The organism is Burkholderia sp. NLJ2 (assembly GCF_049487195.1).
Classification (GTDB): Bacteria; Pseudomonadota; Gammaproteobacteria; order Burkholderiales; family Burkholderiaceae; genus Burkholderia; species Burkholderia pyrrocinia.
In genome coordinates this window covers 137,345-150,439 of sequence record NZ_CP137808.1, presented here as the reverse complement: position 1 = coordinate 150,439, position 13,095 = coordinate 137,345, and the positions used below count along the sequence as shown (strand labels likewise).

Sequence of the window (13,095 nt, the reverse complement as noted above, 5' to 3'; positions counted from 1 at the left end):
AGCAACGGGAATCGCCCAAGTCAAAGTACCTTGCCGGGATTCAGGATGCCGCGCGGGTCCAGCGCGGCCTTCAGGCGCCGCATCAGCCCGATTTCAGCGTCGCTGCGCGTGTGCGCGAGATAGGGACGCTTGAGCACGCCGATCCCGTGCTCGGCCGACACCGAGCCGCCCATGTCCCGCACCACCGCGTAAACGCAGTGATCGATCGCGTCGGCGTCCGCGTCGGTCATCCCGGCCAGCGACACGCCGATATGCACGTTGCCGTCGCCGACATGGCCGAAGAACAGGCACGCGACGTCCGGCCAGCGCGCCCGCAGCGCCGCCTCGCAGCGCTCCGCGAACGCGCCGAGTTCGCCCGTCGGCAAACTCACGTCGAAGTTGACGAGCTGCGGCAGCGCATCGATCGCGAGGCCTTCGCGCAACGCCCACAGGTCGCGCGCCTGCCGCTCCGACGTCGCGAGCACCGCATCGTCCACGAGCCCTGCATCGATCCCCGCCGCGAGGCCGGTTTCCAGCACCTCGTGCGCATCGCCGCCCGGCGCGCTCGTCGCGCACTCGATCAGCACCGCGAAACCGCCGTCGCCCGCGAACGGCGCGGTGACGCCCGGCGTGTGACGCGCGACGTAGTCGTAGAACGCCGGCCACATCGCCTCGAAGCTGACGACCTCAGGCAGCGTGCGCACGCGATTCCACAATCCGACCACCGCGTCGTAGTCGCGCACGCGGCAGAGCGCGGTGGCCGGCGCGGCGAGCAACGGGTGCAGCCGCAGCACGGCGCGCGTGACGACGCCGAGCGTCCCCTCGCTGCCGATGAACAGCTGCTTCAGGTCGTAGCCCGCGTTGTTCTTCAGCATCCGGTTCATCGACGACACGACCGTGCCGTCCGCGAGCACGGCCTCGAGCCCGAGCACCTGCTCGCGCATCATCCCGTAGCGGATCGCGCGCGTGCCGCCCGCATTGGTCGCAAGCATGCCGCCGATCTGGCACGAGCCGCGCGCGCCGAGATCGACGCCGAACGTGAAGCCCGCCGCTTCCGCGGCTTCCTGCACCGTCTGCAGCGGCGTCCCGGCGCGCACGGTCATCGTGCCGGCCGCCGCGTCGAGCGCTTCGATGCCCGCGAAGCGTTCCATCGACAGCACAACCTCGCCGCCGAGCGCGACCGCGCCGCGTGCGAGCCCCGTCAGTCCGCCTTGCGGCACGACCGGCTGGCCGAGCCGCGCGCACAGCGCGAGCGTGCGCGACACGTCGTCGACGCTGCGCGGGCGCACCAGCGCACGCGGCCGCACGCCGGCCGGCTCGTTGTACGCGGTGAAGTAACGCGGATCGATGTCGGCCGCGCACGTGACGAGCGCGTCGCCCAGTTCGGCGACGAGCACGGCATCGAGCGCATCGCCTGACAGCGGCACGCCGTCCTGTTCGCCGCCCGTGGCGGCCGGGTTCGGGTTCGGCATCGCGCGCGGCCCCGCTTATTTCGTCGAGATGTCGATATCGCCGAAATACTTCAGGCCGAGCGACTTCACCGTGCCGTCCGCCTTCAGCTTGTCGATCGCCGCGTCGAGCTTCGCCTTCAGCGCGTCGTCGCCCTTGCGCAGGCCGAATGCAATGCCGCTGCCGAGGATCCGGTCGTCGTGCACCGGCTGGCCGACGAACGAGAAGCCCTTGCCGTCCGGGCGCGACAGGAAGCCGCGCTGGCCGGACGGTGCGAGCACGAGCGTCGCGTCGAGGCGGCCCGCCACGAGGTCCGCATACGCCTGGTTCTGGTCCTGGTACGCGACGACCGCGACGCCGGCCGGTTCCCAGTGCGCCTTCGCGAAGGTTTCCTGGATCGACGCCTGCAGCACGCCGACGCGCTTGCCCTTCAGCGATTCGGGCGTCGGCAGCAGGCCGCTGCCGCTGCGCGCGATCAACTGGGTCGGCACGCGATAGATGATCGTCGTGAAGTCGATCGCCTGGCGCCGCTGCTCGGTCGCGTTCATCGCCGAGTTGATCGCGTCGAACTTGCGGCCCTTCAGCGCGGGAATCAGGCCGTCGAACGACGTCTCGACCCATTTGCACGACAGCTTCGCCGTCTGGCAGACGGCATTGCCGACGTCGATGTCGAAGCCCTGCAGGTCGCCGTTCGGCGCTTTCGATTCGAACGGCGGGTATTGCGCCTCGAGGCCGAAGCGCAGCGTCTGCGCGTCGGCGAGCGCCGCGCCGGAGCCGATTGCGCACGCGAGTGCGAATGCGAGTTTCAGGGTTGCCGTGTGCTTCATCGTGATCTCCTGGGTCGGGTCGATGCGACGTCCTCGTCGCCGGAGGCCCGTCGCCGGTTTCCATACGGTTACAGCGAACGCAGCCGCCGCGCGCCTTCGACCAGCGTCGCGTCGTCCTTCGAAAAACTGAGCCGGATCACGCCGGCGTCGGTGCCGTCGGTATAGAACGCCGACAGCGGAATCGTCGCGACGCGCGCGTCGCGGATCAGGCGCAGCACGAAATCGCTGTCGCTTTCGTCCGAGAAGTGCCGGAAGCGCGCGAGCATGAAGAACGAGCCTTCGCTCGGCAGCAGCTCGAAACGCGAATCGGCCAGCTCGCGCGCGAGCAGGTCGCGCTTGGCCTGGTAGAACGCCGACAGGCCGAGATAACTGTCCGGCCGCGCGAGGATTTCCGCGAACGCGACCTGCATCGGCGTGTCGGCCGCGAACACCATGAACTGGTGCACCTTGCGGATCTCGTCCATCAGCTCGGCCGGCGCAAGACAATGACCGACCCGCCAGCCGGTCACGTGGAACGACTTGCCGAACGACGACACGATCACGCTGCGCTCGGCCAGCTCGCGGTGGCGCGCCATGCTCTGGTGCTGCGCGCCGTCGAACACGACGTGCTCGTAGACCTCGTCGGACAGGATCACGATGCCGGTGTCGCGCGTGAGTTGCGCGAGCCGCTCGAGATCGTCGGCGGAAAACACGGTCGCGGTCGGGTTGTGCGGCGTGTTCACGATGATCATCCGCGTGCGGGGCGTGATCGCGGCAGCCACCTCGTCCCAGTTCACGCGGAAATGCTCGGGCGACAGCTTGATCGCGACCGGCGTCGCGCCCTGCAACCGCACGATCGGCGCATAACTGTCGAACGACGGCTCGAAATAGATCACCTCGTCGCCCGGATGCACGAGCGCGCTGATCGCCGCGTACAGCCCTTCGCTCGCGCTCGCGATCACGGTGATCTCGGTCGCCGGGTCGTAGCGTGCGCCGTACAGCGCCTCGGTCTTCTCGGCGAGCCGCTCGCGCAGCGCCATCACGCCGGCCATCGGCGAGTACTGGTTGTGCCCGTCGCGCATCGCGCGCGCGACGCCTTCGACAAGCGCCGGATCGGGCGCGAAATTCGGCGCGCCCTGCGACAGGTTCAACGCATCGTGTTGCGCGGCCAGCTGGCCGATCACCGTGAAGATCGTCGTGCCGACGTCGGGCAGTTTCGAACGGGGCGCGGTGGCGCTTCGCATGACTCCTCCTTCTGATGTCCTTCGGGCCGGCCCGCGCGACACGCGCGACCCTGCACCTGCCGCATGATTTAGCCCCAGCCAATATCGGCAGACAATCGAAAGTTCGTCATGGCGGCCATGCATTTTTCTCATGGCCAAAGGTATGAAGCACGCCGCGGCAAGGCCGGCCTGCCGGCCTGACATGCGAGTCGGGCATTACCCGTAGGGGATGCTACGCGCCCGCCGCCGCCAGATACGCGAGCAGCACGGCCCGCAGCTCGCTGCGCAACGCGGCGAAGTCGAGCGCAGGCCCGAGCGTCAGCAGCGCCTGCGAGAGGCCGCCGTAGCAGACCGTGTGCGCCATCCGCGCGAGCCCGTCGAGCCGCGCGGCCGGCGGCGGATCGGCCGCGTGCGAGAGTGCGTCGCGCCACAGCGCGACATACGCGTCGTAATGCCGGCGGTATGCGGCGAGCGGCGACACCTGCCGCTCCAGCGCGAAAAGCGCGCTCCACAGCGCCGCGTCGGCGCCGATCGCGTCGACCTGCAGGTCGACGAGCGCCACGGCGAGTTCGGCCCGCGGCGCGCCGCGCAGCCGCGCTGCCGCGTCGCGCAGCCGGTCGGCCATCGCCAGCACATACCGGTGGATGCAGAGCGCCGCGAGGCTCTGCTTGTCGCCGAAATACTCGTAGAAGGTGCCGACGCTCACGCCCGCGACGGCCGCGATCTCGCGGATCGTCGCCTTCGCGTAGCCGCGTTCGAGCAAAAGCTGAACGAACGCCTGCTGCAGCGCGTCGGAGCTCGCCTGCGCGCGCGACTGGCGCGGCCGGCGGCGCAATGCGGGCGCGGGTTGCGCCGCCGGCTGGCCGGGCGGCGCCGGAACCTGAACATGTCGCGGCGGCATATTTGCTACTCTGGAATTCAGCAGGGAATGCGTTTTACCGGGAGCCGGAAGCAGCGCCGAAGCGCCACCCGTGTTGCCTGACGCAGGCCGCCCGCGAAGCATGAGACCGGAGACAACTTCGATGACCGAATCGACTCACGCCGTCACGAACCAGTTCGACGAACTCGTCGACTATAACCTCTTCGCGACGGATATCGCGCTGCGCGACGCACTCGCCCGAGCGGGCGCCGACTGGGCCGTGCCGCGGCTCGACGCGTACGGCGCGCGGCTCGGCAGCGCCGACACCGCGCAACTCGCCGACGAAGCGAACCAGCACACGCCCGAACTGAACGCGTTCGACCGGCGCGGCCGGCGCATCGACCGCGTCGACTTCCATCCGGCGTGGCACACGCTGCTCGGCCAGTACCGCCACGAAGGCTTCGTGTCGCTCGCGTTCCGCGATACACGCCGCGGCCGCTGGGCCGCGACCGCGGCCGGCTTCTACCTGCACGGCCAGATCGAGGCCGGCACGCTGTGCCCGGCGACGATGACGCAGGCCGCGATTCCCGTGCTGCAGAAGGAGCCCGCGCTGTGGAACCTGCTGCGCGACAAGCTCTACAGCGACGACTACGATCCGCGCGACGTGCCGGTCGCCGACAAGCGCTCGATCTGGTTCGGCATGGGGATGACCGAGAAACAGGGCGGCTCCGACGTGCGCGCGAACACGACGCTCGCGACCGCCGCCGGCGCGGGCGGGCGCGGTGGCGAATACCTGCTGCGCGGCCACAAGTGGTTCTTCTCCGCGCCGATGTGCGATGCGCACCTCGTCGTCGCGCACACCGAAGGCGGCAGCCCGTCGTGCTTCTACGTGCCGCGCTGGCGGCCGGACGGCACGAAGAACGCGGTCGAGATCCAGCGGCTGAAGAACAAGGTCGGCAACCGCAGCAATTCGAGCAGCGAAATCGAGCTGAACGACGCGTGGGGGATCATGCTCGGCGACGAAGGCCGCGGCATTCCGACCATCATCGAGATGGCCACCTACACGCGGCTGAACTGCGTGCTCGGCAGCGCGGCGATGCTGCGCCAGGGCGTCGTGCAGGCGATCGCGTATACGCGCCAGCGCCACGCGTTCGGCCGCGCGCTCGCCGAACAGCCGCTGATGCGCACCGTGCTCGCCGATCTCGCGCTCGAAAGCGAAGCGGCGCTCGCACTCGCGATGCGCGTCGCCGACGCGTTCGAGCGCGACGACTCGCCGCGCGAACGCGCGTGGAAGCGCATCGTCACGCCCGCCGCGAAATTCTGGGTCTGCAAGCGCGCGGTCGAGCTGACCGGCGAGGTGATGGAAGTGTTCGGCGGCAACGGTTATGTCGACGACGGCCCGATCGCGCGGCTGTTCCGCGAGGCGCCCGTGAACTCGATCTGGGAAGGCTCGGGCAACGTGATGTGCCTCGACGTGCTGCGCGCGGTGTCGCGCGAGCCCGACTCGGCCGCCGCGCTGTTCGCCGAACTCGCCGACCTCGGCGCGGGCGAACCGCGCATCCGTGCGGCGCTCGACGCGCTGCGCGCGATGCTCGCCGCGCAGGCCGACACGCTCGAAGCGTCGGGCCGCGTGTTCGCGCAGCGGCTCGCGCTCGTCGCGCAGGCCTGCCTGCTGCGCCGCGATGCGCCGGCGGCCGTCGCCGACGCGTTCGTCGCGACGCGGCTCGCCGCGCCCGACTGGGGGCGCATCGCGGGCGGCTTCGATCCGCACGCGATCGACGTCGCCGCGCTGCTGCAGCGCGCGTACCCGGCCTGACGCCTGTTCGCTCGCCTGAGTTCGCCGTCGTTCGCCCCGCCCGGAGCCCTGATGAACCTCGTCGCCGCCCTCGACCGCGCCGCCCGCGCGACGCCCGACAAGCCGTTCCTCGTCAGCGAATCGGCGACGATCACCTATGCCGCCGCGCGCGAGCGCTCGCATCGCGCGGCGGCCGTGCTGAGCGCGCTCGGCATCGCGGCCGGCGACTGCGTCGCCGCGATGTGCTTCAACACGCCGGCCTTCGTCGACCTGATGTTCGGCGTGTGGCGGCTCGGCGCGACGTTCGTGCCGGTCAACCACAAGCTGCAGGCGCCGGAAGTCGACTACGTGCTCGAACACAGCCGCAGCAAGGCGCTCCTGTTCGACGTGGCGCTCGCGCCGGTGGTCGAACGCATCGTTCATCCGGCGCGGCGGCTCGTGACCGAAGGCGAACTCGACGGCGTGCCGTGCTTCGACACGATGTGCGCGAGCATGGACGGCGTCGCCGGCATCGAACCGGCCGACGGCGACATCGCGCAAATCCTCTATACGTCCGGCACGACCGGCCGCCCGAAAGGCTGCGTGCACAGCCACCGCACCGTGACGCTCGCCGCGATGTCGGCGGCGCTCGCGACCGGCATCGGCCGCAACGAGCGCACGCTGATGGCGATGCCGATCTGGCATTCGTCGCCGCTCAACAACTGGTTCGGCGGCACGTTGTACGCGGGCGGCACCGTCGTGCTGCTGCGCGAATACCATCCGCTGCGCTTCCTGCAGACCGTCGAGCGCGAGCGCGTGACGCTGTATTTCGGCGCGCCGGTGTCGTACACGCTGCCGCTCGACACGATCGACGGCTTCGCGGCGTTCGACCTGTCGAGCGTGCGCGCATGGCTGTACGGCGGCGGCCCGATCGGCGCCGCGCAGGCCGAACGGCTTGCACGCGCGTATCGCAGCAACGCGTTCTTCCACGTGTACGGGATGACGGAAACGGGGCCGGCCGGCACGACGCTGTATCCGGACGAACAGCTCGCGAAGGCCGGTTCGATCGGCCGCCACGGCGGCCCGGGCGTCGACCTGCGCGTCGTGCGGATGGACGGCATCGATGCGCGGCCGGGCGAGACCGGCGAGATCTGGCTGAAGGCCGACAGCATGATGCTCGGTTATCTCGACGACGCGGCCGCGACGCGCGCCGCATTCGCGCCAGGTGGCTGGTATCGCAGCGGCGACGTCGCGCGAATCGATCAGGATGGCTACCTGTTCATCGTCGACCGGCTGAAGGACATGATCGTGACCGGCGGCGAGAACGTCTATTCGAAGGAAGTGGAGGACGTGCTCGGCGCGCATCCGGACATCGTCGAGGCGGCCGTCGTCGGCGTCCCGCATCCCGACTGGGGCGAGACGGTCGTCGCGCACGTCGTGATGCGTGCGGGCACGGTGCCCGATGCGGACGCGCTGCGCACGTTCTGCGGCGAGCGGCTCGCCGCGTACAAGATCCCGCGCGAGTTCGCGTTCGCGCAGGCGCTGCCGCGCACGCCAACCGGCAAGCTGCAGAAGTTCCTGCTGCGCGTGCGCAAGGACGACTAGCTCCCGCTCGCGCAGATGAAAAAAGCCACCGGGCCGTCGAGCCCGGTGGCTTTTTCGCATGATCGGCCTGGCAGCGACCTGCGCCGCCGCCCGCGACTCACGACAGGCTGCTTACTTGCCGCCGATGCTCTTCAGCGGTTTCCACTCGCCCTTCTCGACCTTGTACATCGTGATGCCGCCGTTCTTCAGGTCGCCCTTCGTGTCATACGCGACGTGCGTCGACGTGACACCCGCCATGTCGCTCTTCGCGAGCACCGGCAGGTACTTCGCCGGATCGGTCGAATCGGCCTTCTTCATCGCGTTGAGCATCGCCATCGCGCCGTCGTAGGCGTACGGCGAGTAGGTCTGCACTTCTTCGCCGAAGCGCTTCTTGTACTTGTCGGCGTATGCCTTGCCGCCCGGCATCTCTTCGAGCGGGAGACCTGCCAGCGAAGCGATCGTGCCTTCCGACGCGTTGCCCGCGATCTTCAGGAACGTCGGCGTCTTCACCATTTCGCCGCTCATCAGCGGTGCCGCGATGCCGAGCGCCTTCATCTGCTTGACCATCGGCGCTGCCTGCGAATCCGCGCCGCCGTAGTAGACGAGATCCGGCTTCGCCGACTTCAGCTTGGTCAGGATCGCCTTGAAGTCGACTGCCTTGTCGTTCGTGAACTCGCGGTCGACGATCGTCGCGCCGCCGGCCTTCGCGGCCTTCTCGAACTGGTCGGCGAGACCCTGGCCGTAGGCCGTGCGGTCGTCGACGATCGCGATCTTCTTCATGCCGAGATCCTTCGACGCGAACGTGCCGGCCACCGAGCCCTGCTGCGTGTCGGACGTCATCATGCGGAAGGTCGTCTTGTAGCCTTGCTGCGTGTATTCCGGTGCCGTCGCCATCGCGATTTCCGGAATGCCCGCGTTCGCGTAGATGCGCGAAGCCGGGATCGTCGTGCCCGAGTTGAAGTGGCCGAGCATGCCCTTGATGCCGTCGTCGACGAGCTTCTGCGCCACCGTCGTGCCCGTGCGCGGGTCAGCCTGGTCGTCCTGCGTGTTGAGCACGAACTTCACGGCCTTGCCGCCGATCTTCGGGTTCGTCGCGTTGAAGTCTTCCAGCGCGAGCACGATCCCGTTCTGCATATCCTTGCCGTAGTGCGCCTGCGCGCCCGTCATCGGCCCTGCGTAACCGATCTTCACGTCATCCGCATGGGCCGTCCCCGCCAGCGACATGACCGCGACGAACGTCGCGCCTGCCACCTTTTTCATCGTGTGTTGCATAGCATCTCCTTGGTACCAGGGTAAATGGAGCGGCTTCGGGATCGCCTTGCCGCTTCCTTTGTTTGATCCGAACGGCAAGGATGGTCAGCCGATCGTCATCAAATTCGCATTGCCGCCCGCCGCGGCCGTATTCACGCTGACCGAGCGCTCGGTCAGCAGCCGCTCGAGCGCGTAGTCTTCCGCATCGCCGTTCTCGAACGCGCCGACCGACACGCCCTGCACCGACACGATCGGGCCCGGCCGCTGCGCGACGTCCTTCACGAGCGTCTGCAGTTCGTCGCTGTCGCCTTCGAACAGCACGGCGTCGAACGCCACGTCCGCCTGCTTGCGCACGGCCGCGTGCGCTTTCAGCGACGCCGGCAGCGCGGCGACGAGCGCCTCGCCGGCCGCGCCGGCGAACAATGCGCGGTTGGCCGTAGCCAGCACCGCCGCGAACTGCGCGCGCGCACCGCCCGGCGTCGCCGCGACACACAGCACCGTGCCGCGCGGGCCGAGTGTATACGTGTTTCGCTCGCCCGTCGGGCCGGTCAGCACCGCGGTCGCGCCGGCCGGCACCTGCGCGAGGTAGCCGTCGCAACGCGCGGCCAGCACCGGCTCGCGCTGCTCGATCAGCCAGTCGCGCAGCGTCGTGAGCGCCGCCGCCGGATTGCCGCGCGCGTCGCCTTCGACCGCGCCGTCCGCCATCAGCGTCTGCGCGAGCGAGCGCGGCAGGCCCGACGGACGCGTCGCGAGCAGGCGCTGCAGGTACAGCGCGCCGCCGGCCTTCGGGCCCGTGCCCGACAGCCCTTCGCCGCCGAACGGCTGCACGCCGACCACCGCGCCGATCACGTTGCGGTTCACGTAGATGTTGCCGACGTGCGCGTTCGAGATCACGTGCGCGATCGTCTCGTCGATCCGCGTGTGGATGCCGAGCGTCAGGCCGTAACCCGTCGCGCGGATCTGCTCGAGCAGCTTGTCGAGCTGGCTGCGGCGATAGCGCACGACGTGCAGCACGGGGCCGAACACTTCACGCTTCAGCTCGTCGATGCTGCCGATCTCGATCAGCGTCGGCGGCACGAACGTGCCGTGCGCGCATGCATCCGGCGCCGGCAGTTGCGTGACCGCGTGGCCCTTGTCCTTCATCGCCGCGACGTGCGTGTCGATCGTCTGCTTCGCTTCGCCGTCGATCACCGGGCCGACGTCCGTCGACAGCCGGTCGGGGTTGCCGAGCGCGAGTTCGTGCATCGCGCCCTTGAGCATCGTCAGCGTGCGGTCCGCGACATCGTCCTGCAGACACAGAACGCGCAGCGCCGAACACCGTTGACCGGCCGAGTCGAACGACGACTGCATCACGTCCGCGACGACCTGCTCCGCGAGCGCCGACGAATCGACGATCATCGCGTTCTGGCCGCCCGTTTCCGCGATCAGCGGGATCGGCTTGCCGTCCGGGTCGAGGCGTGCGGACAGCGTCTTGTTGATCAGGCGTGCGACTTCGGTCGAGCCCGTGAACATCACGGCGCGCGTGCGCGGATCGGCGACCAGCGCCGCGCCGACGGTCTCGCCGTCGCCCGGCAGCAGTTGCACCGCACCGGCCGGCACGCCGGCCTCGCGCAGCAGGCGCACGGCTTGCGCGGCGATCAGCGGCGTCTGTTCGGCCGGCTTCGCGAGCACCGTGTTGCCGGCTGCGAGCGCCGCCGCCACCTGGCCCATGAAGATCGCGAGCGGGAAGTTCCACGGGCTGATGCAGACCACGGGGCCGAGCGGGCGGTGCGTGTCGTTCGAGAATTCATCGCGGATCTGCGCGGCGTAGTAGCGCAGGAAGTCGACCGCTTCGCGGATCTCGGCGATCGCGTTCGGCAGCGACTTGCCGGCTTCGCGCACGATCAGGCCCATCAGCGTGTGCATCTGCGCTTCGAGCAGGTCGGCTGCACGCACCAGGCAATCGGCGCGCGCGTCGACCGGCGTGGCCTGCCAGATCGGCGCGGCGGCCACCGCGTGCGCGAGCGCCGCGCTCACGTGTTCGGCCGTCGCTTCGCTGACCGTGCCGACCGTGTCGCGCTGGTCGGCCGGGTTGCGCACGTCGCGTGCCGGTGCGTCGGCGAGCGCTTCGTCGGCGAGCATCGGCGCCGCGCGCCACGGGAAATGCGCGCTCGCGAGCAGCGCGGACGACAGCGATGCGAGACGATGTTCGTTCGACAGGTCGAGGCCCATCGAGTTGGGACGCTCATCGCCGTACAGGTTGCGCGGCAGCGGGATCTTCGCGTGCGGCGCGCCGAGCGGCACGACCTTCATCGCTTCGTCGACCGGATCGGCGACCAGCTCCTTCACCGGCACGGTCTTGTCGGCGATGCGGTTCACGAACGACGTGTTCGCGCCGTTTTCGAGCAGGCGGCGCACCAGGTACGCGAGCAGCGTCTCGTGCGTGCCGACCGGCGCGTAGACGCGGCACGGACGGTTCAGCTTGTCGCGGCCCGTGACTTCCTCGTACAGCGGCTCGCCCATCCCGTGCAGGCACTGGAATTCGTACTGGCCCGGGTAGTAGTTCTGGCCCGCGAGCTGGTAGATCGCGGCCAGCGTGTGTGCGTTGTGCGTCGCGAACTGCGGATAGACGGCGTCGGGCGCCGCGAGCAGCTTCTTCGCGCACGCGAGGTACGACACGTCGGTGTAGATCTTGCGCGTGTAGACCGGATAACCTTCGAGGCCGTCGACCTGTGCACGCTTGATCTCGGTATCCCAGTACGCGCCCTTCACGAGGCGGATCATCAGGCGGTGACGGCTGCGGCGCGCGAGATCGATCAGGTAGTCGATCACGAACGGGCAGCGCTTCTGGTAGCCCTGCACGACGAAGCCGATGCCGTTCCAGCCCGCGAGATCCGGATCGAAGCACAGCGCCTCGAGCAGGTCGAGCGACAGTTCGAGACGGTCGGCTTCTTCCGCGTCGATGTTCAGGCCGATGTCGTAGCGGCGCGCCAGCAGCGCGAGCGCGCGCACGCGCGGCAGCAGCTCGCTCATCGTGCGGTCCTGCTGCGAGCGCGCATAGCGCGCGTGCAGCGCCGACAGCTTGATCGAGATGCCCGGGCCTTCGTAGATGCCGCGGCCGCCGGCCGCCTTGCCGATCGCGTGGATCGCCTGTTCGTACGACGCGTAGTAGCGCTGCGCGTCCTCTTCGGTCGTCGCCGCTTCGCCGAGCATGTCGTACGAGTAGCGGAAGCCGCGCGCTTCATATTTGCGGCTGTTGGCCAGCGCTTCGGAGATCGTCTCGCCGGTGACGAACTGCTCGCCCATCAGGCGCATCGCCATGTCGACGCCCTTGCGGATCAGCGGCTCGCCGCCGCGGCCGATCAGGCGCGTGAGCGCCGACGACAGCCCCGCTTCGCTGTTGGTCGTCACGAGCTTGCCGGTGATCATCAGCCCCCAGGTCGCCGCGTTCACGAACAGCGACGGCGCGTGGCCGACGTGCGAGCGCCAGTCGCCCTTGCTGATCTTGTCGCGGATCAGCGCATCGCGCGTCGCGCGATCGGGAATGCGCAGCAGCGCTTCGGCGAGGCACATCAGCGCGACGCCTTCCTGGCTCGACAGCGAGAACTCGTGGATCAGCCCTTCGACGCCGCCGCCCGAACTCTTTTCGCGCAGCGCCTCGACGAGCTTCGTCGCGAGCGCCTGCACGTCTGCCTGCAGGTTCGCGGGCAGGCGCGCCTGGCCGAGCAGGAACGGCACGCATTCCGGCTCGGGGCGGCGATACGCGGCCGTGATCGCTGCGCGCAGCACCGATTGCGGCTGCACGTTCTGCGCGAACTCGAGGAACGGATGCGGCGAGTTGTCGTCGTCGCTGTCCGCGGCCTGACCGTCGGCGAGCTCCGTGACGCCGCTGTGGCCCGACAGCTCGGGCGGCAGCTGGCCGTGCTCGATCCGCTCGAGATACGCGAAGATCGCCTGCTTGATCAGCCAGTGAGGAGTGCGCTCGAGACGCGCGGCTGCGTCCTTGAGGCGCGAGCGGAGGAGGTCGTCGACTTTGACGCCGAGAGTCGTGCTTGCCATGGTGGGTTCGTGCGCCGGTGCGAGCCCGGCAATGTGGTGTGAGAGGATGCGCGAAATCCTACGGCACGCAATAAAAAGGTGCAACCAAATTGAGAGATGGGTTGCACCCTTAGGTTAGTCAATATAATCAGC

General features: G+C 69.1%; 8 protein-coding genes. 2 read left to right on the top strand and 6 right to left on the bottom strand.

Features of this window, described 5'->3' with window-relative positions:
• Nucleotides 1-20: 20 nt before the first annotated feature.
• From R9B84_RS00630 to R9B84_RS00615, 4 genes are all read right to left on the bottom strand, one after another.
• The gene (locus tag R9B84_RS00630) at nucleotides 21-1,451 is read right to left on the bottom strand and encodes an FAD-binding oxidoreductase (protein WP_423758870.1); all 1,431 of its coding nucleotides are present in this window, start codon (nucleotides 1,449-1,451) and stop codon (nucleotides 21-23) included.
• Between the two features lie 15 nt (nucleotides 1,452-1,466).
• Nucleotides 1,467-2,255 (bottom strand): ABC transporter substrate-binding protein, encoded by a 789-nt coding sequence (locus R9B84_RS00625; RefSeq protein WP_423758869.1) that lies wholly within the window; start codon nucleotides 2,253-2,255, stop codon nucleotides 1,467-1,469.
• A gap of 68 nt (nucleotides 2,256-2,323) precedes the next feature.
• Nucleotides 2,324-3,478: a pyridoxal phosphate-dependent aminotransferase gene (locus R9B84_RS00620; protein WP_423758868.1), complete on the bottom strand. Its 1,155-nt coding sequence runs from the start codon at nucleotides 3,476-3,478 to the stop codon at nucleotides 2,324-2,326.
• A gap of 211 nt (nucleotides 3,479-3,689) precedes the next feature.
• The gene (locus R9B84_RS00615; protein ID WP_423758867.1) at nucleotides 3,690-4,358 is read right to left on the bottom strand and encodes a TetR/AcrR family transcriptional regulator; all 669 of its coding nucleotides are present in this window, start codon (nucleotides 4,356-4,358) and stop codon (nucleotides 3,690-3,692) included.
• A 121-nt stretch (nucleotides 4,359-4,479) separates the two neighbouring features.
• On the opposite strand from R9B84_RS00615, the gene R9B84_RS00610 reads away from it, so the two are divergent.
• Nucleotides 4,480-6,132: an acyl-CoA dehydrogenase family protein gene (locus tag R9B84_RS00610; RefSeq protein ID WP_423758866.1), complete on the top strand. Its 1,653-nt coding sequence runs from the start codon at nucleotides 4,480-4,482 to the stop codon at nucleotides 6,130-6,132.
• A 51-nt stretch (nucleotides 6,133-6,183) separates the two neighbouring features.
• The gene (locus R9B84_RS00605; protein WP_423758865.1) at nucleotides 6,184-7,695 is read left to right on the top strand and encodes a class I adenylate-forming enzyme family protein; all 1,512 of its coding nucleotides are present in this window, start codon (nucleotides 6,184-6,186) and stop codon (nucleotides 7,693-7,695) included.
• Nucleotides 7,696-7,806: 111 nt separating this feature from the next.
• Here the strand turns inward: R9B84_RS00605 and R9B84_RS00600 are convergent, their stop codons facing one another.
• Nucleotides 7,807-8,946 carry a branched-chain amino acid ABC transporter substrate-binding protein gene (locus R9B84_RS00600; protein ID WP_423758864.1) on the bottom strand — a complete coding sequence of 380 codons (1,140 nt, stop codon included), beginning with the start codon at nucleotides 8,944-8,946 and terminating at the stop codon, nucleotides 7,807-7,809.
• Between the two features lie 84 nt (nucleotides 8,947-9,030).
• Nucleotides 9,031-12,963, bottom strand: coding sequence for a trifunctional transcriptional regulator/proline dehydrogenase/L-glutamate gamma-semialdehyde dehydrogenase (putA, locus tag R9B84_RS00595; RefSeq protein ID WP_423758863.1), 3,933 nt, complete (start codon nucleotides 12,961-12,963; stop codon nucleotides 9,031-9,033).
• Nucleotides 12,964-13,095 lie beyond the last annotated feature (132 nt).

Bases quoted from the DNA above. Each gene is read 5' to 3' on its own strand.
- R9B84_RS00610 (WP_423758866.1), top strand. From the start codon at position 4,480: ATGACCGAATCGACTCACGCCGTCACGAACCAGTTCGACGAACTCGTC.
- R9B84_RS00625 (WP_423758869.1), bottom strand. From the start codon at position 2,255: ATGAAGCACACGGCAACCCTGAAACTCGCATTCGCACTCGCGTGCGCA.
- R9B84_RS00615 (WP_423758867.1), bottom strand. From the start codon at position 4,358: ATGCCGCCGCGACATGTTCAGGTTCCGGCGCCGCCCGGCCAGCCGGCG.
- R9B84_RS00620 (WP_423758868.1), bottom strand. From the start codon at position 3,478: ATGCGAAGCGCCACCGCGCCCCGTTCGAAACTGCCCGACGTCGGCACG.
- R9B84_RS00630 (WP_423758870.1), bottom strand. From the start codon at position 1,451: ATGCCGAACCCGAACCCGGCCGCCACGGGCGGCGAACAGGACGGCGTG.
- R9B84_RS00605 (WP_423758865.1), top strand. From the start codon at position 6,184: ATGAACCTCGTCGCCGCCCTCGACCGCGCCGCCCGCGCGACGCCCGAC.
- R9B84_RS00600 (WP_423758864.1), bottom strand. From the start codon at position 8,946: ATGCAACACACGATGAAAAAGGTGGCAGGCGCGACGTTCGTCGCGGTC.
- putA (WP_423758863.1), bottom strand. From the start codon at position 12,963: ATGGCAAGCACGACTCTCGGCGTCAAAGTCGACGACCTCCTCCGCTCG.